Genomic DNA, 19002 nt, shown 5'->3' with positions numbered 1-19002 from the left:
TTCCGCATTGCCGATGAAGCGGTCGGCCAAAACTTGCTCGCCCGTGCCTTAGAGCTTGGCCCTGTGCGCCAGTTTGCTTTAGAAGAGCCAAGCCTCGAAGAGATTTTCATTGAAAAGGTGGGGCGTGCCCATGTATAGTTTCTGGATCATTTTCAAACAGGCATTCAAAACGAAAGCGATGACGAAATCGTTCATGATCACCACGCTGGTCGTTGTCGCTTCATTTTTCCTGCTGGCCAATTTGCCGTCGATCATCGAGTCATTCGATGGAGACGACAATTCACAGCAAACGATTCAAGTGGTGGATGGGACAGGGCAGTATACGGAAGCCTTGCAAGCGCAGCTCGACCAGCAAGACAGTACCATTCAACTAGAAGCGAGCGCACTTTCTGAAGAACAATTGAGGGCGGATGTGGAAGCAGGTGAAATGGACGCTTTTCTTGTTATCGAAGGCGATGATGAGATCACTGCCCGTTACATAGCGGAGTCCGCCACTGAATCGGCTCAAGCGGCAGAACTGGAAAATGCGCTTCAGAGCCTCCAGACAGCGAGGGTCGCCGAGCAGCTGGAGCTGGAAGCTACGGAGCTTGCCCAGTTGTTTGCGCCAGTTGACATGGAACGGGAAGCGCTTGCCGAATCTTCCAAATCTCAAGAAGAGTTAAGCCAAGCGCGCGGCCTCGTCTATATCCTGATTATGGTCATTTATATCGCAGTTATTTATTACCCGAATATGATCGCCATGGAAGTGGCGAACGAAAAATCCTCACGCGTTATGGAAATTTTGATTTCCAGCGTCTCACCGGTCAAGCATATGTTTGCGAAGATTGCAGGCATCGGCTCGCTCGGCATTTTGCAGATGATGATTTTCGCACTTGCCGGGTATTTGGCCATCCAAAGTTCGGGATCGGACCTGACCGAAGGTGTATTTAGCGTCATGGGCTTTTCCGAAGTGAAGTTCAGTACCTTCTTCTACGCCATCCTGTTCTTTTTGCTTGGCTATTTCCTCTATGCCGTGCTTGCGGCATTGCTCGGCTCGCTCGTCAGCAGGACAGAAGATGTTCAGCAATTGATGCTGCCGATGATGATTTTGATCATCATTGCGTCATTCATTGCGTTCTCGGGCATTTCCATGCCGGAAGCGGGTTATGTAACAGTCGCTTCCTATATCCCGTTTTTCGCGCCGCTCGTCATGTTCCTGCGTGTCGGCCTGCTCGATATCCCGTTATGGGAGCCGCTGTTGTCGATTGCGATTATGCTGTTGACAATCGGCATACTCGGCTGGTTCGGCGCCCGCGTTTATCGCGGCGGCGTCTTGATGTATGGCTCATCGCAGTCGCTGAAAGATATCCGCCGGGCGATCAAGCTTGGCAACGAAAAATAAGGAAGATGCTGCTTACGGGAAGTTGCCGCAGGCAGTTTTTTTTCGCTCCCGGAAATGGTAAGATAAGAACAAATATTCGCTTTTGAAAAGGGGATCACGATGGCAAGTATTCGATTTATCCACAGCGCTGATTTGCATCTCGGCAGTCCATTCAGCGGCATGAAAGGGCTCGGTGCTGAGCAATGGAAAACATTGCAGAACAGTACGTTGGCCGCTTTTGAACGGTTGATTACCTATGCGCTTGAAACGCGGCCTGATTTTTTATTGATTGTCGGGGACATTTACGATGCGGAAGACCGCAACTTGCGCGCGCAGCATCGTTTTCAGCAAGGCATGGAACAATTACATGAAGCGGGCATCCCGGTTTTTTTGAGCCATGGCAACCACGATCATTTAAGCGGGGGCGGCGTGAGTTTTGACTTGCCGTCAAATGTCCATGTGTTCCAGGACAGCGTAGAGAATATGACGTTTACGCTGAGAGGCGCAACAGTGAACATCGCCGGATTTAGCTATGGCCGCCGCCATGTCACCGAATCGATGATCGAATATTATCCAAGTAAAGAAAACGGCGTCATCCAGATTGGCATGCTCCACGGTTCTGAGGAAAGCGACACAGAGCACGCTGTATACGCACCGTTTCGCAAAGAACAATTGCTGGCCAAAAACTACGATTATTGGGCTCTCGGCCATATCCATAAGCGGCAGCACTTATCCATGGATCCACCGATCGTCTATCCCGGGAACCTGCAAGGGCGCCACAGGAAAGAGTCCGGTCCTAAAGGCTTTTACGAGGTCGTGCTGACGGATGGCTATGCCGAATTGGAATTCATTGCAACAGAAGCAGTGCGCTTTGAGCGGATCGAAATCGATTGCAGTAGCGTCCAGCACATGAATGAATTATTCAGCATTGTCAAAGAGCAGCTCGAAGCGAATGATGCTGAGGCGCTCGTCGTGGATTTGGAACTCCAAAGTCTGGATGAGGCAACTCTTCACATGCTGGAAGATATCCCGAATGGAGAGCTTGTATATGCTTTACGCGAAGCGCTCAGCGAGCCACAGCGCTTTGTCCATATTTCAACGGTTCAGCTTGACAGAAACGCCCTCTCTTCGGAATTATCGCCGTTCGGCAAACAGCTTGCCAGCCGCTTGGGAAACTGGCAGTCGAATGACTGGAAACAGGCTTTGAAAGAGCTTTACAACCATCCGAAAAGCGGGCGTTTCCTGCCGCAGTTGAACGAGGAGCTGCAGAGCGAATTGCAGGCCGAAGCGGTAGCGAAAATCCGCAAGATGATGGCATTGGAGGACCCAAAATGAAACTTGAAAAACTGATCATTTATGGTTTTGGCCGCCACGAAAACAGGGCCATCGAGCTGAACAAACCCATAGCCGTATTTTACGGAATGAACGAAGCGGGCAAAACGACCATCCAGCAGTTTATCTTGCAGATGCTATTCGGCTTTTCAGCACGCAGCCAAGCGCATAAACGCTACGAACCGAAAGCGGGCGGCAAATACGGCGGCCAACTGCAGCTGAGCGATCCCGTTTATGGCCGTGTCGTGATCGAGCGGACAGCCGGCAAATCGGCAGGGGATGTGACGCTCTGGTTTGAAGACGGGCGCCGCGGAGGCGAGGCAGAACTGGCGGAGTTATTAAGAGGCTATGACAGGGCATCCTATGAGGCAATTTATTCGTTCTCTGTCCACGAACTCCAGGATCTCGACCAAATGACGGAACAGGAGCTGACGCGCACGCTGTTATCTTCCGGCACTGCCGGTGTCGATCACGCGGGGAAAATGGAGAGCCAGCTCGAACGCGAAATGGGCGAGCTGTTCAAGAAAGCGGGAAAATTACCGCTAATCAACCGTTTGACCGAAGAATTACGGGAACTTGAAACGGAGTTGCGCGAATACAAACAGCGCGCCGATAGTTTCCGTCCGGCAACCGAGCGGCTGGAGCAGATCAAACAGCGATTGGCTGAGCTGGGCAAAACTGAAAGCATGCTCGTTCAGGACATCAAGGAAGCGGAAAAATGGCATCAAGCGGCTCCGCTATTGGCTCGAACACAAAAACTCGAACGTTTGGCGGAAAACGGCCCGGTGAATTTCCCGGAATCGGGCATCCGCCAGTATGAACGTTTGCTCGACCAGAAAAACGAATTACAGGCCGAATCAGCTTTTCTGGAAAATGAAACAGGTCGGTTAGAGCCGATCCGCGAGCTGCCTGAAACCGATTCGCTATCGGATCTGCTCGGGCGTGAAGCCGAGTGGCACCAGATAAATTCTTCATTGAAAGTGAAACAAGAAGAGCGCAGTCGATTGCAGGATGAGCTCGACCGCCTATTGAAATTATGCGGAATGAACAAAGAGCAGGCACTGCTTTCGGATGCCTCGCTCGAACAGGAAGACCGCTTGAAGACCGTATTGGATGCGCTCCAAAGCGCAGAACAAGAACAAGCTTTCGGGCAGCGGCGATTGGCAGAAGAGCGGCAGCGATTGTCAGAAGCTGAACGCGCGTTAAAACAATATCTCGAAGCAGAGCCGCCTGAAGAACAGCGGCAGCACGCTGAACAATGGGCCGACATCGAGCCGCAGTTGGCATTGGCCAAAGCGCAGCAAAAACGGCAAACGGGAACGGCTGTCAATAATCGCCTAGCCCAATTTCTGCTGGGGGCCATCGGGATTGTCGGTTTGATCATCGCTGCATTTTCCGCAGACGCTTTGACGGCCTTGCTTGCGGCGATGGCACTCGGTGCAGCAGTGTGGCTCTGGCTGCGCGATAGCAAATCACCAACTGGCACGGCGAAGGATGAATTAGTGGAACGCTACGGCGGGCAGGAAGCGGAATACGAAGCTTTGCTCATGAAGCTAGCGGAATATGATAGAGGGCTTGATGAACGATTTGATGCAATCGAGGCAAGCAAGCAGAAAATCGCTGCGCTGCCGCAGACAGACAGCAGCGAGGAATTGCAGGAATACCGGCGATTGCTGAAATCACTCGGCTTTCCGGAAGATACTTCACGCGCTACCGTCCTCACTTTATTCGATAAATTGCGTGACGTGCATGCAGCCTCTAGCCGGCTGGAGCGCATTACGGAAGAAATCGGGAAATTGAAAAGCGAACAACAGGCGTGGCTGGAACAGGCGCAGGAGGCATGCGGCAAACCCGTAAGTGCAAGCAGTGTCATCAGTGTGCTTCGTGCGGAATCGGAAGCACGCCAGCAGAAACTTCAGCATGCCGAAAAAATCCGTGAGAAAAACCAGCAGCTGGCGGAACAGGCCCGGAAATGCGCTGAGCGATTGGCCACGCTTTCTGAAGCGATGGATGAGCTGTTCAAAAGGGCTGCAGTGGCAGATGAAGATTCGTTTTACCGCGCTGCCAAACTATCGGAACAAGCAAAGTCCGCACAGGAACAATTGCAGATGGTCCAGTCGCAGCTTTCGGCTATCGGGAAAGTAGAAAAGCCCGCTGCACTTGGTGACGAAGAAGAGAGTGCAGAACAATTTCTTGAGCGTTCGCAGCAACAACTGGATGAACTGCAGAATGAACGCCAGTCATTATGGGAAGAACAAGCAGAAAAACTTCAATTGACGAGGCATTTATTATCGGATGAAGGGCATTCGATGAAACTTCAGGAACTGGAAGCGAAAAAAGCAGAGTTCCAGGAAGCGGCAAATGAATGGGCTGTCAACCGCGCAATCGTTGAAGTATTCAAGCAGACGATGGATGAATTGAAAGAGACGAAATTGCCGGCAGTACTGAAGCTTTCGGAATCGTACTTCACCCAATTGACCGGCGGCGAGTATGTGCGCTTGCTGCTCAGCCAGGAAGGAAACTTTGAAGCGCTGCGGAAAGACGGCTTGCGCTTTCGCATCATCGAGCTCAGCCAAGCAACGAAAGAGCAGGCATATTTGGCACTGCGCTTTGCGCTGGCATCTTCTTTGAAGGAATCTCACCCGTTCCCGATCATCATGGATGATCCGTTCGTCCATTTTGATCGCCGAAGAAGCCAGCAAGTGATAAAATTAGTGGAAGAGCTGCAGGCAGACCATCAGTTCATTTATTTCACATGCCACGAAGCGATGCGGCAAGCTTGGCCAAGTGCCCAGCAAATCGACGTGGCGAATCCTGAAAGGAGCATCCAAGCATGACAAAAGGAATAACTACCCGCGCTGTCGGGGAGACAGTCGATGATTTTCTTCTGATCAAACAATCGGTCAAAGGCGTCACGACGACCGGCAACCCATTCATGTCACTCGTTCTGCAGGACAAGAGCGGAGACATTGAGGCAAAGCTATGGGACACGAAAGACGAACATGAACGGATGTATGCGGCAGAAACGATTGTCAGAGTCGGCGGGGAAATCCATAATTACCGCGGTAAAAACCAGCTGCGCATCAAAAGCATCCGTCCGGCAAAACCGGAGGAGAACTTGACGATCGCCGAGTTTTTGCCTTCAGCGGCGCAAAGTACAGATGAATTACACGAAGAAGTGACGAAGTTCCTGTTCGAGATGGAAAACCCGCAAATCCAGCGCATCACGCGCCATATCCTGAAGAAATACCAGCAGCAATTCCTGACTTTCCCGGCCGCGACGCGCAATCATCACGATTACGTATCTGGCCTTGCGGATCATGTCGTGTCGATGCTCAAGCTCGGGAAAGCGATTTGCGAAGTGTATCCGAGCCTGGATAAGGATTTATTGTATTCGGGGATCATCCTCCACGATATCGGCAAAGTTTTTGAACTTTCAGGTCCGGTCGCGACGACTTATACCGTAGAAGGCAATTTGCTCGGCCATATCTCGATCATGGTAACCGAAATCGCAAAAGCAGCAGAAGAGCTCGGCATCGAAGGGGAAGAAGTCATGGTCCTCCAGCATATCGTGTTGTCGCATCACGGAAAAGAAGAATGGGGCAGCCCGAAAAAGCCGATGATAAAAGAGGCCGAAATCCTCCATTACATCGACAATATTGATGCGAAAATGATGATGCTCGACCGCGTGCTCGGCAAAACGAAAGAAGGCGAGTTCTCGGAACGCGTCTTCGCACTCGACAACCGCTCATTCTACAAGCCGAAACTATAATGCAGAAATAAAGGAGGGGGGGACTATTCGAAAATCTGATGACAGGGCTTTCGGAAACGCCCCTCTTTTTATACTTAGCATATTACTGATGTCCATTACGACGGACGCTTTCCGCGGGCATGGCCTCAGCCGCTTCGTCGCTGGCGCTCCTGCAGGGTCTTCGGCTCATGTCGCTCCGTCGCTTTGCTCCGTCACTGCTCCCGCAGGAGTCGCCGTCTCCATTTCCATCACGAACCTCTTCAATATATAAAAAACCCCCGACAAAGATGTCGGGGGTTTTGCTTTGCTTATTCAGCCGGAGTTTCTTCCGTTTCTTCTTCAGTTGGTGCTCCTTCTTCAGGAGCTGGTTCTGTGTTAAGGATTTCATCAAGCGCGCCTTCAAGTTCTTCATCTTTGATTTCGATGTTGGCTTCTTCCATCAAAGCTGCGACTTTCGGAAGTAGTGTGGATTGATCCGCTTTGGCCATGGCGATTTCAGAACGCAAAGCTTCGCGTTGGTCTTCAAGCGGCTCTTGGCCTTCGACTTCACGTTTTTCAGTCACTTGGATAATATGGAAACCGTGCTGGGATTGGACCGGTTCGCTGATTTCATCGACTTCGAGGGAATAAGCCGCATCTTCGAATTCAGGGACCATGGCGCCGGTGCCGAACCAGTCAAGCGCCCCGCCGTTAGCGGCAGATCCTGGGTCAGTGGAGTATTCTTCCGCCAGTTCAGCGAAATCACCGCCATCGTCAAGTTTCGTTTTCACTTCGTTGGCTGTCTCTTCATCCGCAACTAAGATATGACGCGCATTCAGCTCAGTTCCTTGGCGTTCGTACCGCTGCTCGATTTCTTCATCCGTCACTTCGATGTCTTCCGTCAATGCTTTTTCCTGAAGCAAGTTCAGGCGAATGACTTTTTTGTAGCTTTCTTCTGTGTGGTTGTTTTGCGCTAGAAACTGTTCAAAGTTCTCGCCCATTTCTTCTTTGTTACTTTCGAGCTCCGCTTCTACTTCTTCGTCAGTCACTTCGTAATTCGCGCCTAACACTTTCTCAATCATCAGGATTTGGATGGCTTGGTCGCCGACAGAGGTTTTCATTTCCTCGTAAAGTTCTTCTTTGGTCACGTCTCCCGCTTCGGAAGTGACGAGCACTTCACTATCGGAACCGTTATCGCTGCACGCAGAAAGGGCAAGAACCGCCGCTGCGATGGAAAGGGTAAAGGCTGATTTCTTCATAAAAATATTCGCTCCTAACTTTCTTTCAATCTAAGTTGAATTTATAGGTGTGGGCTGTTGATTTTCCGCAAAAGGATGATTGCCGCAAGCGTTATGCTTCAGGCTGTTTTTGCGTTTTTTTTCAATAGATGCCGTAGTTACTATATCATAAACGAATGAAAAAATAAAAAGTTCCAAAAAATTGCGAATCCGTTAAAGAGTGGGGGATATTGGAGTGAATGCCATGAAAAAAGCACTTGCTCTGGCAAGTGCTTACGGGGTGAATTCGACCCCGACATATAATGAAACAAGCAGGATTAGAATCAATATGTTAATGGTACGAAAAATCTTTTCATGGTTTTCCTCGGGAATTTCCCGGGATGTAACAAGTGCTAATGTCATCCGATTGATCTGGAATAGATAAAATACGGAAAACATTACAACGAATGCGACTATCATGAGTTTCCTCCCCTCTGACCTTAACTTCCATTATAGCAAAATGGAAAGAAAAAAGCAGGTCAGGCAATTGGCTGCGGCACCAGAATCTCGAATCCAGTGTCCGTCTCTTCGATAAGTGCATGCCGCGGCGAGCGTGCCAAGTTGCGGATATAGATCAAATCCGTAACGGACAAAGCGCTATGGTACGCAAGCAAAATGGCGAAATAATGGCTGTAAGCCGGCCAAATGATGCTCAGCGTGATAATGGTCGTGTTGATGACTGCAAATGGTGCCACAAGCGCCAACATGAAGCGTGATTTCCGCACCGGTTCTTTAATATACAAAGAAATGGTCGGGCACATTTTCAATTGTTTGCGCATGCTGATTTTCAGGCATTTGCGGCTTCCGAGTAAAGGCAGAAGGTGCAAAAGTTTATGGATAGGGTAGATGGCCAGCATCCCGATCATGAACAGCAAAAAGTTCTGGTCGGATAACGGGTCGGCATACATGATGGCCAGCAGCATGTAATAGCTGGTGAACACCCCGGCGCCGATCAGCGCGGAAATGAAGAACAGGCGGTCAGAACCGTATTGTTTTTTGACGTTGATTGTTTTCCAGCAATGCATATGCGTATCTCCCATTGATGTATAGTGTTGTTGAGCCGATACATACAATACAACGTTTCCTGGGGGAATGCAAGCTTCTTCGGTGAAATTTTTTACCGTGTTTTTCAGCCGTTTTTATTCTCGGTTAACACGTGGTTTTCCTCATTGAAACGGTTCTCGATGTTTTTGAATGAAGCCTCGAAAATCTCCATGAAATCATCGCCGTAAATATTGCGGATGATGGCCATGACATCCATGAATTCAGGGAATTTCCCGTATAGATTGCGCAGTGGGAGCGAGCCGTCGACGACCGAATGGGGCGTATCGTGATAACGTTCGATCATCTCCTGCATCAACTCTTCGCCTTTTTGTGTCAGTTCTACATATGTATTGCGTTTATCGGTATCGCGTTTCGAGAAGGACAGCAACTCGCGCTCTTCAAGTTTTTTCGAAAAATTAAATGCCGTGGAGACATGCATGACCCCGAATTTCGCTACATCGGAAATGGACGCTCCTTTCAAATGGTAGGAAATCCATAAAATGTGATGTTCATTAATATTAAGGTCATAAGGTTTTATCCACATCTGCCAATCTTTCTCGACTGCTTTCCATAATGCTTTGGATAATTGCCCAATTCTTTGGCTGTACAGCATAGCTTCTTTCATTGTATATTCTTTGTCATTCACGCGAGCACCAACTTTCACCGGAAATATTTTCTTTATTATAGCAATAAAGCAAAGTGAATTAAAGTGAGAATAGTAAAATAATTTAGTTTAAAAAAACAACCTGACCAATGATGGTCAAGCTGTCTCAGAATCGTCCTGTCGATTTTCGTCGGTTTGTCTTTTTTCTTTTCTTCTTCGTCTTTATCTTTGCTGATCGCCGCCTGCAGCTGCTCTATGGAATTCTGGATCGCTTTGATTTCCAGCTGCAGATGTTCTTTCGCTGGCGCTGTGCCTTCTTGCCAAGATTGGAGGGATGCTTTCAATCCATCTACGGCTTCAGGTACTTGTGTTTTGGATTCTTCCGTCAAGTGGTTGATCGATTCCTTCAATTCATTGATGCGGGCTTTCAGCTCGTTCATCGATTCTTTCCATTCCGAGCCGCTCGATTTGATGGAAGTGCGCAATTCCTCACCGGATTTCGGAGTGGAGAGGATGGCTGTTACGGCACCAGCAATTAATCCGGCACCAAGGCCTGCAAAAAAATTCGTAACTTTCATAAGTGTAAGCGCTCCTTTCGTATCTATCTTTCTTTTCCTTTATTTCACTTAATTAAAACATGGAATGAATCGCTATTCAATAAAAAATGCCTTTCCCTGCAAAAGGGAAAGGCATTTCAGGCATTAGCGAGCCTGCGCGGCTGTGGAACTTTGGAAGTTCGAGCGCTTCATGAGCCCTGTGACAATCGGGAACATGACCGCAAAGGCAACGCCATTCATGATAGTTGCCGGAACGACGACCGTTGCAAGCAGCAGCGTGAACGGAATATCGGCGCCCAGGATGAAGATGGCGGCCGACAGGAAAATGGTTCCTGACAGTACTGTTCCAAAAGCAGCGAGCGCAATGCCGACCGGCAACTTGGCGGCATGCTTTTTCAATAACGACACGAGCGCGAAAAAGACGAATGCGGTGACGAATTTATCGATGATATTCGGGAAAAAGCCTCCCGGAAAGCTTGAAAACAATCCGGAAATGATTCCGGTGGTGACAGCGAGCAAAAAGACGCTTTTCACGTCACGGAACAGCAAGATGCCGATAAACATCATCGTCAGCATAAAGTCGGGTTTCATCCCGCCGTTAATTCCTGGGATCATTACATACAATGTTGCACCGACACTGACAAGCAGCGCCATTAACACAAGATTTTTCGTATTCATTTCTCATCTCTCCTCAGCTCAAGCTAGTTTCTTTTTCCCGGTCGTGCCCTCGTGGCCGCCGGCGAAAAACGTATTACGATCTTATCTCGTGCAGCACAGAAAATCAAGCCTCAGAGGCTAGCTTGGATTTCACTTGTTCAGCAAGTTCCTGAATCTTCTCTGTGGTGTACTCTTTTTCTTTGGTCATCCACTTGGCGCCGAACCCATCGCTTGCGCCGTAGCGCGGAATGAAATGAAGATGGAAATGGAAGACGCTTTGCCCAGCTTTTGGTCCATTATTGTTCAACAAATTCATGCCTTCGGGTTCGAAAGTTTCTTTGATGGCGCTGGCGATCTTCGGCGCTACGCTGAACAATTGAGCAGCTTCTTCCGGCGCCATGTCGTAGACAAACTCGCGATGGGTTTTCGGGATCAGCAGCGTATGCCCTTTTGATAAAGGCATGATGTCCATAAAGGCATAGACATGCTCGTCCTCGTACACTTTGACGCTCGGGATTTCCCCTGCAATGATTTTGCAAAAAATGCAATCGCTCATAAACTCATCCTTTCTGTAATGGGTTGGCCGTTCTTTTTTCAGTTTACCATATTCAGTGAGCGAGTCATTCCACATTTCAGCTTGTCCCGACCGGCTTCATGAAGCGTCCCATTTCCCGAAAGAATTCGCCACGCAGTTTTGATACAATAGTAAACGAAGAAAGAGGTGTTGAAAGTGGCAATATTGGAAGTAAAAAATTTAACGGGCGGCTATACGAGAAAGCCTGTGTTAAAAGACGTAAGTTTTTCAATAGAAAAAGGCGAATTGGTCGGCTTGATCGGCTTGAATGGGGCAGGGAAGAGCACGACCATCAAGCATATCATCGGCATCATGCAGCCGAAATCCGGGACAATCCGACTCAATGGGCGAACCTTCGCGGAAGACATCGACGCTTACCGCTCCGCTTTTTCCTATATTCCGGAAACGCCTGTGCTGTATGAAGAATTGACCTTACGCGAACATCTGGAACTGACGGCGATGGCTTATGGCCTGGAGCAGGAAGTCTTCGAACAACGTTCTGCAGCTTTATTGAAGGAATTCCGTATGGAAAAGCGGCTGAAATGGTTTCCGTCCCATTTCTCAAAAGGGATGCGCCAGAAAGTCATGATCATGAGTGCTTTTCTTGTTGACCCGGATTTGTACATCATCGATGAACCATTCGTCGGGCTCGACCCGCTCGGCATCAAATCGCTGCTTGACCAGATGGAACAGCAAAAGCGCAGCGGCGCATCAGTGCTCATGTCGACCCATATCCTGTCTACGGCAGAACGCTATTGCGACCGAATCATTCTGCTCCACAACGGGCGCGTGCGGGCAATCGGCACGATGCCGGAGCTGCGCCAGGCATTCGGCATGCCGGATGCCTCACTCGATGACCTGTATATTGCGATGACCGAGGATGACGACAATGAAGAACCTGCATGAAGTCTGGGACAAGCGGCTCCGTCGCTATACCGCTGAAGTCCAGAATTATTTAAAATTCATCGTCACCGGCCATATTGCAGTTGTCATGCTGTTCGCCATCGGGGCAGCCGGCTACGCTTACAGTGAATGGGTGCAAAATGTGCCGCCGGAATTTCCGGCAGCGCTATTGATGGCTGTGCTATTCGGGGCGCTATTGTCTTACAGCCCGCCGGTGACCTTATTGAAGCAAGCGGACAGCGTTTACCTATTGCCGCTTGAAAGCCGGCTTGATGAATATCTGAAACCGGCACTTCGCTGGACTTATGTATCGCAATTATATTTGCCGATTGTCGTCTTCGTCGTTTCCTTGCCGCTCATCAACGCCTTATACGGCTTACCATCGTCTTATTTGATCGGCTTTCCGATTCTACTGCTGCTTGTGAAATGGTGGAATGTCAGGAGCGAGTTTCATTGGCGGAAATCCGATGAAGGGCACAAAGTGTGGCTCGAGCGCGCAGTCCGGTTCCTGCTCGTTGCCGGATTTGTATGGTCGTATGTCGACGGATGGATTATTGTTTCGGCAGTCTTTTTGTTCGCGATGATTTTCTACGGCAAATGGCTGGAACGCCGCGCTGCGGGAAAAGCATTCCCTTATGGCCATTTCATCGAATTGGAAGAAAACCGCATGCTGCGCTTTTACCAGTTTGCCAATTATTTCACCGACGTTCCGCATTTGAAAGGGAAGGTGAGGGAGCGCAGATGGCTCAACCCGGTTTATCGTTTGATCAAGAGCAAAGCTTCGAATGCCCATTTGTATTTGGTGAGCCGGACGTTCATTCGTTCGGATGAATTGTTCTTTCTTTGGGTGCGTTTGACGCTGATCATTCTGGTTGGCGCTTGGCTAATCCCGTTCCAAATCGCCATCGCTTTATTTGCTGGGGCATTGGCGTTCGCTTCCACGATCCAATTGTGGCAAGGCTTGAATCAGTCCCAGCATTTCCGCATGGACCAATTGTTTCCGCTTAGCACGCATAGCCGCGAAAAAGCGGTCTGGAATTGGGTGCTTGCGGTTCAATTGATTCAGGCAGTATCGGCATTGATCCTGCTGCTGGCACTCGGACAGTTTGCGACAGCGCTACTTATCGCGGCAGTCATAGCCGTCGTTTCGGTCGTGACGCTTGCGGGCGCCAGAAGAAAATCGGCACAGCTGAACAAACGAAAATAATTTAAAAAAGGGCTGGAGAAATTTTCATTTTCTCCAGCCCTTTTGCTATGTCGTTTATTCGTGGCAAGTGACAGCGGCTTTGCCAAGCGTTTTTGCGGCAATCAGCATCGCTTCTTCTTTAAAGTCGAATTTCGGGTGGTGGTGGGGATAGACTTCACCGTCCGGCATCGCGCCTGTGAAGAAAAATGTGCCCGGAATCTCTTCGAGGTAATAGGCGAAATCCTCGCCGCCCATTTGCGGCGGGCAATTGAAGACTTCCTCAACACCTGGCACATCTTCAGCAAGGTCTCTCAGGAATTCGGTTTCCTTTTCGTGAGTGACGACTGGCGGGTAGCCCCGATGGAATTTAAAGTCGATGTCGCTATTAGTCGCGATGGCCGTGCCTTTAGCGACGCGCTCCATTTCCTGCTCCATAAGGGTGCGCGTTTCTTCGGTGAAGGATCTGACTGTTCCGTTCAGTTTCGATTGGTCGGCAATGATATTGAACGGGTTCTCTGCAACGAATGATGCAATCGTCAAAACTGCGGACTCGAGCGGGTCCACACGGCGTGCGACAAGCTGCTGCAGGCTAGTGACAAGTTGTGCCCCTGTCACAACGGCGTCGACAGTTTCGTGTGGCATCGCGCCGTGGCCGCCGCGCCCTTGAACAGTGATTTCAAAACGGTCCGCAGCTGCCATGATCGGGCCAGTCCGGTAATCAATCCGCCCGAATGGCGTTGTCGACCAAAGGTGGGTGCCGAAAATGACATCGACGCCGTCGAGCGCACCGTCTTCGATCATCGGTTTCGCACCGCCTGGCGCAAGTTCTTCTGCGTGCTGGTGAATGAGCACATACGTGCCAGGGAGTTCGTCACGCAGCCCGTGGAGGATTTTGCCAAGAACCAGCAAGGTCGCCGTATGGCCATCATGTCCGCAAGCATGTACCACATTCGGCACAGTGGATTTATAGCTGGTTTCTTTCTGGTCCTGAATTGGCAGGGCGTCAAAATCGGCGCGCAAGGCGACCGTCTTGCCTGGTTTACCGCCGCGGATCGTCGCGATGACGCCATTGCCTCCCACGCCAAAGCGGATATCGACACCGAGATCTTCATAAAAATCGCGGATATATTTAGCAGTCTTGGTTTCCTGGAATGAGGGCTCCGGGTTCATGTGCAGGTGGCGGCGGATTTCCACCATTTCGGGATAGGCATTATCGAGTTCAGCAAAGATCTTTTCAATCATTGGATCATATCCTTCCTAATTTTCTGGATTTTCTCTAGTTTAACATAGCAAAAAACAGACCGGGGAAGCCCCGTCCTGTCAGTAAGTGAAATTCAGATATGAAGCAACGAAGTAAAGCAGTACCACCAAAATGGATGGCAAGCTATACGCCCATGTTGAAGCTGTCTTCGGCCGATAAAGCGAGAACATTACCAGTACGCTCATGACGAGCACTGCGCTGGCGATGATGAAATTGGCGCCGGAAACTTCAGCAAGAATCGAGCCCTCCACGTAAATCGGGTCCGACAAAGCCAAAATGACCATGTTGAAGATATTACTTCCGAGAACAGCGCCGACCGCCATATTGACATTAGACAGGCGGAGCGCGACGAAAACCGAAATCGCTTCCGGCAGGGAAGTGGCAGCGGCCACCAGGAAACTGCCGACAAAGCTTGAGCCGATGCCTGTCACGACAGCAATTTCATCGCCCGTAATGGAAAGGGCGGTGCCTGCCGCCATGATGACCACAGCGACAAGCGCGAAACGGATGCCCGCGTGTTTCGGGGATAAATGCGCACTCGGATTTTTCGGCGCTTTGGCATCGACCGGCTCATCGTCCATATCGATCGTATCCAAGTTCGGCAATTTATTGATAATCAGCATGCCGATCACATACGTTATTCCGATTGCCAACGAATCGAGGCCGATTCCAAGGAATGTGACATCGGTGCGCAACCACAACGCCAACAATAAGAGCACAATCAGGAAGATGCCGAGCAGGGAAGAATAGGTGTGGTCCTTGGATGCCCGCTCAAGCATGCGTCTGCGGTTCAGCAGCAAATCGAATCCCGCTAAGATAAATAAATTGAACAAATTCGAGCCGATCATATTGCCGACTGCGATATCCGCATTGCCAATGGCGGCTGCCGAGAAACTAGTGGAAATTTCTGGTAGGCTAGTGGCGCCCGCAAGCAGGAGCGTGCCGACCATCATGCCGCCCATCGCTGATTTTTCACTGATGACATCCGCATACTGGGACAATTTAATGGCGGCGAATACGGTGACAGCTGCCGCTAATAGAAAATAAATGAATACCAATAGCTATTCCTCCTAAATGGGTTTCTTCTATTATACATAAAAAACAGCCGGGTTAGCCGGCCGTTGATTACTCGTCTTCTTCAGGTTTTGCTTTATACATGGTGACATAAGAAGAACCGGAGAAGATATTAGCACGTGGTTTTTCTGCTTCTTCCTGCGGCTTCTCCGAATGCGCTTTGGCAAAAGCCTGTGATTCTTTCCATTTTTCATAGAATGCCGGTGATTCCCATTCGGTCAAGACGACATACGTGTCTGAATCGAGCGGCCGCAAGACGCGAAAAGCGACATATCCGGGTTCATTTTCGATGGCGCCGGCGCGATTCTTGAAGCGGTGTTCAAAAACAGGCCGCCCTTCGTCGGCAACGGGGATATTATTCATGACAAAAAACCCTTTTTCGCGGAATTCGCCGGTACCATCGACTACTTCATAGCGGCGCGGCGTTTGGAAAGTGGATTTTCCTTCGGTTTCGTGCAATAGCAAAGTCGTGTTTTCACCTTGCATGAGTACCATCGTTTCATCAGCATGCTTTTCACGCATTTTTTTCATGAAATCGTAAGTTCCTGTCGTCATATAAACATTCATTGAAAAGCCTCCTAGTGATCGAATCCATTTTGAATTGCTACCTCACTTTTCCCTAAAATCGGATGCTTGAAACGGAAGGTGTCAAATCGGTGAAGGCATTCGGGTCTAATTTATGACAATTGCGCCCAGATTCTATACAATAAGGAGCGGAGCGTCTATAGTATAGACGGATAATGAAGGATAAACTATAGCCGCAAAGACTGAAGGGATGAATAATTCATGACTTTTAATGATACGTACCTGCGCGCAGCGCGCGGGGAAAAGACCGACCATGTACCGGTATGGTATATGCGCCAGGCTGGGCGTTCACAGCCGGAATACCGCAAGATCAAAGAAAAATATTCATTGGAGGAAATCACGCACCAGCCGGAACTTTGCGCTTACGTCACGAAACTGCCGGTCGACCAATACGACGTCGACGCAGCGATTCTTTACAAAGATATCGTGACACCGCTTCCAGCAATCGGGGTGGACGTCAAGATCAAGGCAGGCGTCGGGCCGGTCATCAGCAATCCGATCCGCACAAAAGCGGACATCGATAGACTTGGTGAAATCAATCCTGAGCAAGATGTCGACTACGTGCTGAAAACGATCAAATTGCTGACAGAAGAGCAATTGAACGTCCCGCTCATCGGCTTTTCGGGTGCACCGTTCACTTTGGCGAGCTATATGATTGAAGGCGGCCCTTCGAAGAGCTATAACAAAACGAAGGCAATGATGGTATCAGAACCGGAAATGTGGTTTGCGCTCATGGACAAGTTGGCAGACACAATCATTCCTTATGTGAAAGCACAGATCCATGCAGGTGCAAAAGCGATCCAGATTTTCGACTCGTGGGTCGGCGCATTGAATGTGGAAGATTACCGCATTTTCATCAAACCGGTCATGGACCGCATCTTCAAGGAAATCGGTGAAGAAGGCGTGCCGATGACGATTTTTGGCGTCGGCGCAAGCCATTTGGCGAATGAATGGCATGAATTGCCGGTAGATGTGGTAGGACTGGATTGGCGTTTGCCGATCACCGAAGCACGCGAAAGAGGCTTGACGAAAGCCTTGATGGGCAATTTCGATCCGTCTTATTTGTTGGCGGATTGGTCTGTCATTGAAGAACGCACGAAAAGAATTTTGGATATGGGCATGCAGGATGATGGCTATATCTTCAACCTTGGGCACGGCGTATTCCCTGAAGTGCAGCCGGATACGCTGAAGCGTCTGACGGCATTTGTCCATGAATACAGTGCAGCATACAAAAAACAGAACTAACAAACTTTTGACGAGGTGATTGTGATGAAAAAGACAATGGGATTATTGGTAATGGCGTATGGCACGCCATATTCCGAAGATGATATCGAGCGCTACTACACGCATATCCGCCGCGGCCGCAAACCGAGCGAAGAAGCGTTGCAGGATTTGAAAGACCGCTACAAGGCGATCGGCGGCATTTCACCGTTGGCTAGAATCACAGAAGATCAGGCAAATGGCTTGTGTGACCGCTTGAACGAATTGCAGGATGACATCGAGTTCAAAATGTATCTCGGCTTGAAGCATATCGAGCCATTCGTGGAAGACGGCGTGGAAGAGATGAAAAAAGACGGCATCGAAGAAGCGATTTCAATCGTTCTTGCGCCGCATTTCTCGACATTCTCCGTTAAATCCTATAATGGCCGTGCAAAAGAAACAGCTGATAAGCTCGGCATCAAGCTGACTTCCGTGGAAAGCTGGTACACAGAGCCGAAATTCATCCAATTCTGGAGCGAGAAAGTAAGCGCGGCATTTGCTGAAATGTCAGAACAAGAACGCGCGAAATCTTGCCTGATCGTCTCTGCGCATTCCTTGCCGGAGAAAATCATCGCAAATGGCGATCCATACCCAGACCAATTGAAAGAAACAGCTGACTTGATCGCCGAAGCGGCGGGTGTTGAAAACTACGAAATTGGCTGGCAAAGTGCCGGGCAGACGCCGGAACCGTGGATCGGGCCGGATGTCCAGGATTTGACGCGCGATTTGCATGAAGAAAAAGGCTATACTTCTTTCGTCTACACGCCAGTCGGCTTTATCACAGACCATTTGGAAGTCCTGTACGATAACGACTACGAATGCAAGATTGTTTGTGATGAAATCGGCGCGACATACCGCCGGCCGGAAATGCCGAACGTAGATCCGTTGTTTATCGATGGAATGGCCAATGTTGTGTTGAATAAATTGAACGAAAACTGATCCTGGCGAATTGTCTAGGATGCAAGTTTTCAATCAATAAACCGTTACTAAAACGCCGCTCAGCAGTTAACTGTGGCGGCGTTTTATCAATGGATGGGCAAAAATTTCGGCCAGTGGGAGCAATATGCGCCCACCGCAAGGAGGAAATCACATGAAAAAATGGATCGTACTTGTGCTGGTGATGCTGCTGTTGGCAGCATGCGGCGAAGAAGATTCATCGGCTGGTACGGGCGAACTGCCGCAACAAGTGGAAGTCGAGTTCAATACAGAAGAAACCGCCGAGCCCGGCGAAGAAGTTCGGCTATCAGCTACTGTCACACAAGGCACAGAGGCAGTAGAAGATGCAGATGAAGTGGTCTTTGAAGTATGGCAATCTGGGGCTCGCGAAAACAGCGAAATGCTAGAAGCAAGTCATACACAAGACGGGGTTTATGAACATAGCTGGACGGTGGAAGAAGAAGGGCTGTATTTTATCCAAGCCCATACGACGGCCCGCCGTATGCATGTCATGCCAAAAATGGAATTGACAGTAGGCGATCCGGATCCGGAAACGATCGTGCCTGACGATAGCGAAGACTCGGATGCCATGGAAAAGATGGGACATTGATTTTTTCGTCCTTGCCACTGTTGCATAACAGCTCTAAGGTAATGCATAAAAA

The 19002-nt window shown here is 49.5% G+C and carries 21 protein-coding genes; 11 read left to right on the top strand and 10 right to left on the bottom strand.

The genetic code is table 11. The features are described from left to right. Positions 1 to 6 precede the first annotated feature (6 nt). The 6 genes from ON064_RS10750 to ON064_RS10725 all read left to right on the top strand — a co-directional run bounded on the left by ON064_RS10750 (position 7) and on the right by ON064_RS10725 (position 6714). Positions 7 to 138 carry a DUF4162 domain-containing protein gene (locus ON064_RS10750; RefSeq protein ID WP_274624758.1) on the top strand — a complete coding sequence of 44 codons (132 nt, stop codon included), beginning with the start codon at positions 7 to 9 and terminating at the stop codon, positions 136 to 138. Continuing rightward, entirely contained in the window at positions 131 to 1381 is a 1251-nt protein-coding gene (locus tag ON064_RS10745; RefSeq protein ID WP_274624757.1) for an ABC transporter permease, read from the top strand. Before ON064_RS10750 ends, ON064_RS10745 begins: the two co-directional genes overlap by 8 nt. Before the next feature lie 99 nt (positions 1382 to 1480). Continuing rightward, complete coding sequence (locus tag ON064_RS10740) at positions 1481 to 2695, top strand: metallophosphoesterase family protein (protein ID WP_274624756.1); 1215 nt, start codon at positions 1481 to 1483, stop codon at positions 2693 to 2695. Then, complete coding sequence (locus ON064_RS10735) at positions 2692 to 5529, top strand: ATP-binding protein (protein WP_274624755.1); 2838 nt, start codon at positions 2692 to 2694, stop codon at positions 5527 to 5529. The genes ON064_RS10740 and ON064_RS10735 overlap by 4 nt, the downstream gene beginning before the upstream one ends. Beyond that, on the top strand, positions 5526 to 6464 hold the full coding sequence (gene yhaM, locus ON064_RS10730) for a 3'-5' exoribonuclease YhaM (protein ID WP_112233607.1): 939 nt from the start codon (positions 5526 to 5528) through the stop codon (positions 6462 to 6464). Before ON064_RS10735 ends, yhaM begins: the two co-directional genes overlap by 4 nt. Positions 6465 to 6552: 88 nt before the next feature. Further along, positions 6553 to 6714 carry a hypothetical protein gene (locus ON064_RS10725; protein WP_274624754.1) on the top strand — a complete coding sequence of 54 codons (162 nt, stop codon included), beginning with the start codon at positions 6553 to 6555 and terminating at the stop codon, positions 6712 to 6714. Between the two features lie 37 nt (positions 6715 to 6751). Here ON064_RS10725 and ON064_RS10720 read toward each other — a convergent pair whose 3' ends face one another. The 7 genes from ON064_RS10720 to ON064_RS10690 all read right to left on the bottom strand — a co-directional run bounded on the left by ON064_RS10720 (position 6752) and on the right by ON064_RS10690 (position 11117). Then, positions 6752 to 7681 (bottom strand): peptidylprolyl isomerase, encoded by a 930-nt coding sequence (locus ON064_RS10720; RefSeq protein ID WP_274624753.1) that lies wholly within the window; start codon positions 7679 to 7681, stop codon positions 6752 to 6754. Between the two features lie 252 nt (positions 7682 to 7933). Beyond that, on the bottom strand, positions 7934 to 8119 hold the full coding sequence (locus ON064_RS10715) for a hypothetical protein (protein WP_068868672.1): 186 nt from the start codon (positions 8117 to 8119) through the stop codon (positions 7934 to 7936). Positions 8120 to 8178: 59 nt separating this feature from the next. Beyond that, positions 8179 to 8724: a DUF3267 domain-containing protein gene (locus ON064_RS10710; RefSeq protein ID WP_274624752.1), complete on the bottom strand. Its 546-nt coding sequence runs from the start codon at positions 8722 to 8724 to the stop codon at positions 8179 to 8181. Positions 8725 to 8828: 104 nt separating this feature from the next. Then, positions 8829 to 9389 carry an HTH-type transcriptional regulator Hpr gene (locus tag ON064_RS10705; protein ID WP_083509225.1) on the bottom strand — a complete coding sequence of 187 codons (561 nt, stop codon included), beginning with the start codon at positions 9387 to 9389 and terminating at the stop codon, positions 8829 to 8831. Between the two features lie 35 nt (positions 9390 to 9424). Next, positions 9425 to 9925 (bottom strand): YtxH domain-containing protein, encoded by a 501-nt coding sequence (locus tag ON064_RS10700; protein ID WP_274624751.1) that lies wholly within the window; start codon positions 9923 to 9925, stop codon positions 9425 to 9427. 123 nt (positions 9926 to 10048) lie between these two features. Beyond that, entirely contained in the window at positions 10049 to 10582 is a 534-nt protein-coding gene (locus ON064_RS10695; RefSeq protein WP_058381294.1) for a tryptophan transporter, read from the bottom strand. Between the two features lie 103 nt (positions 10583 to 10685). Further along, a complete protein-coding gene (locus ON064_RS10690) occupies positions 10686 to 11117 on the bottom strand; it encodes an HIT family protein (protein ID WP_121301019.1) in 432 nt (143 codons plus the stop codon). Between the two features lie 174 nt (positions 11118 to 11291). Here ON064_RS10690 and ON064_RS10685 point away from each other — a divergent pair, with 174 nt between their 5' ends. Both ON064_RS10685 and ON064_RS10680 read left to right on the top strand, forming a co-directional pair. After that, on the top strand, positions 11292 to 12041 hold the full coding sequence (locus tag ON064_RS10685) for an ABC transporter ATP-binding protein (protein ID WP_274624750.1): 750 nt from the start codon (positions 11292 to 11294) through the stop codon (positions 12039 to 12041). Beyond that, positions 12025 to 13245: an ABC transporter permease gene (locus tag ON064_RS10680; protein WP_274624749.1), complete on the top strand. Its 1221-nt coding sequence runs from the start codon at positions 12025 to 12027 to the stop codon at positions 13243 to 13245. Before ON064_RS10685 ends, ON064_RS10680 begins: the two co-directional genes overlap by 17 nt. 54 nt (positions 13246 to 13299) lie before the next feature. Here the strand turns inward: ON064_RS10680 and ON064_RS10675 are convergent, their stop codons facing one another. The 3 genes from ON064_RS10675 to ON064_RS10665 form a co-directional block, all read right to left on the bottom strand. Continuing rightward, a complete protein-coding gene (locus tag ON064_RS10675; RefSeq protein WP_121301022.1) occupies positions 13300 to 14466 on the bottom strand; it encodes a M20 metallopeptidase family protein in 1167 nt (388 codons plus the stop codon). 78 nt (positions 14467 to 14544) lie between these two features. Beyond that, positions 14545 to 15543, bottom strand: a complete 999-nt coding sequence (locus ON064_RS10670; RefSeq protein ID WP_121301023.1) for a sodium:calcium antiporter — start codon at positions 15541 to 15543, stop codon at positions 14545 to 14547. Positions 15544 to 15610: 67 nt separating this feature from the next. Continuing rightward, positions 15611 to 16126 carry an antibiotic biosynthesis monooxygenase family protein gene (locus ON064_RS10665; protein WP_274624748.1) on the bottom strand — a complete coding sequence of 172 codons (516 nt, stop codon included), beginning with the start codon at positions 16124 to 16126 and terminating at the stop codon, positions 15611 to 15613. A gap of 219 nt (positions 16127 to 16345) precedes the next feature. Here ON064_RS10665 and hemE point away from each other — a divergent pair, with 219 nt between their 5' ends. The 3 genes from hemE (at position 16346) to ON064_RS10650 (ending at position 18950) form a co-directional block, all read left to right on the top strand. Further along, positions 16346 to 17389, top strand: coding sequence for a uroporphyrinogen decarboxylase (gene hemE, locus ON064_RS10660; RefSeq protein WP_274624747.1), 1044 nt, complete (start codon positions 16346 to 16348; stop codon positions 17387 to 17389). A 21-nt stretch (positions 17390 to 17410) separates the two neighbouring features. After that, complete coding sequence (gene hemH / locus ON064_RS10655) at positions 17411 to 18343, top strand: ferrochelatase (protein ID WP_121301026.1); 933 nt, start codon at positions 17411 to 17413, stop codon at positions 18341 to 18343. Between the two features lie 151 nt (positions 18344 to 18494). Further along, positions 18495 to 18950, top strand: a complete 456-nt coding sequence (locus ON064_RS10650; protein ID WP_121301027.1) for a FixH family protein — start codon at positions 18495 to 18497, stop codon at positions 18948 to 18950. The last annotated feature ends 52 nt before the right edge of the window (positions 18951 to 19002 follow it).

The organism is Planococcus sp. A6 (assembly GCF_028823615.1).
Taxonomy (GTDB): Bacteria; Bacillota; Bacilli; order Bacillales_A; family Planococcaceae; genus Planococcus.
The sequence above is the reverse complement of the archived record's forward strand: the minus strand, read 5'-3'. Positions and strand labels throughout refer to the sequence as shown.

What these genes read in the sequence shown, in the direction of transcription:
- ON064_RS10745 (WP_274624757.1), top strand. Translation starts at nt 131, where the DNA reads ATGTATAGTTTCTGGATCATTTTCAAACAGGCATTCAAAACGAAAGCG.
- ON064_RS10740 (WP_274624756.1), top strand. Translation starts at nt 1,481, where the DNA reads ATGGCAAGTATTCGATTTATCCACAGCGCTGATTTGCATCTCGGCAGT.
- ON064_RS10735 (WP_274624755.1), top strand. Translation starts at nt 2,692, where the DNA reads ATGAAACTTGAAAAACTGATCATTTATGGTTTTGGCCGCCACGAAAAC.
- yhaM (WP_112233607.1), top strand. Translation starts at nt 5,526, where the DNA reads ATGACAAAAGGAATAACTACCCGCGCTGTCGGGGAGACAGTCGATGAT.
- ON064_RS10725 (WP_274624754.1), top strand. Translation starts at nt 6,553, where the DNA reads ATGTCCATTACGACGGACGCTTTCCGCGGGCATGGCCTCAGCCGCTTC.
- ON064_RS10720 (WP_274624753.1), bottom strand. Translation starts at nt 7,681, where the DNA reads ATGAAGAAATCAGCCTTTACCCTTTCCATCGCAGCGGCGGTTCTTGCC.
- ON064_RS10715 (WP_068868672.1), bottom strand. Translation starts at nt 8,119, where the DNA reads ATGATAGTCGCATTCGTTGTAATGTTTTCCGTATTTTATCTATTCCAG.
- ON064_RS10710 (WP_274624752.1), bottom strand. Translation starts at nt 8,724, where the DNA reads ATGCATTGCTGGAAAACAATCAACGTCAAAAAACAATACGGTTCTGAC.
- ON064_RS10700 (WP_274624751.1), bottom strand. Translation starts at nt 9,925, where the DNA reads ATGAAAGTTACGAATTTTTTTGCAGGCCTTGGTGCCGGATTAATTGCT.
- ON064_RS10695 (WP_058381294.1), bottom strand. Translation starts at nt 10,582, where the DNA reads ATGAATACGAAAAATCTTGTGTTAATGGCGCTGCTTGTCAGTGTCGGT.
- ON064_RS10690 (WP_121301019.1), bottom strand. Translation starts at nt 11,117, where the DNA reads ATGAGCGATTGCATTTTTTGCAAAATCATTGCAGGGGAAATCCCGAGC.
- ON064_RS10680 (WP_274624749.1), top strand. Translation starts at nt 12,025, where the DNA reads ATGAAGAACCTGCATGAAGTCTGGGACAAGCGGCTCCGTCGCTATACC.
- ON064_RS10675 (WP_121301022.1), bottom strand. Translation starts at nt 14,466, where the DNA reads ATGATTGAAAAGATCTTTGCTGAACTCGATAATGCCTATCCCGAAATG.
- ON064_RS10665 (WP_274624748.1), bottom strand. Translation starts at nt 16,126, where the DNA reads ATGAATGTTTATATGACGACAGGAACTTACGATTTCATGAAAAAAATG.
- hemE (WP_274624747.1), top strand. Translation starts at nt 16,346, where the DNA reads ATGACTTTTAATGATACGTACCTGCGCGCAGCGCGCGGGGAAAAGACC.
- ON064_RS10650 (WP_121301027.1), top strand. Translation starts at nt 18,495, where the DNA reads ATGAAAAAATGGATCGTACTTGTGCTGGTGATGCTGCTGTTGGCAGCA.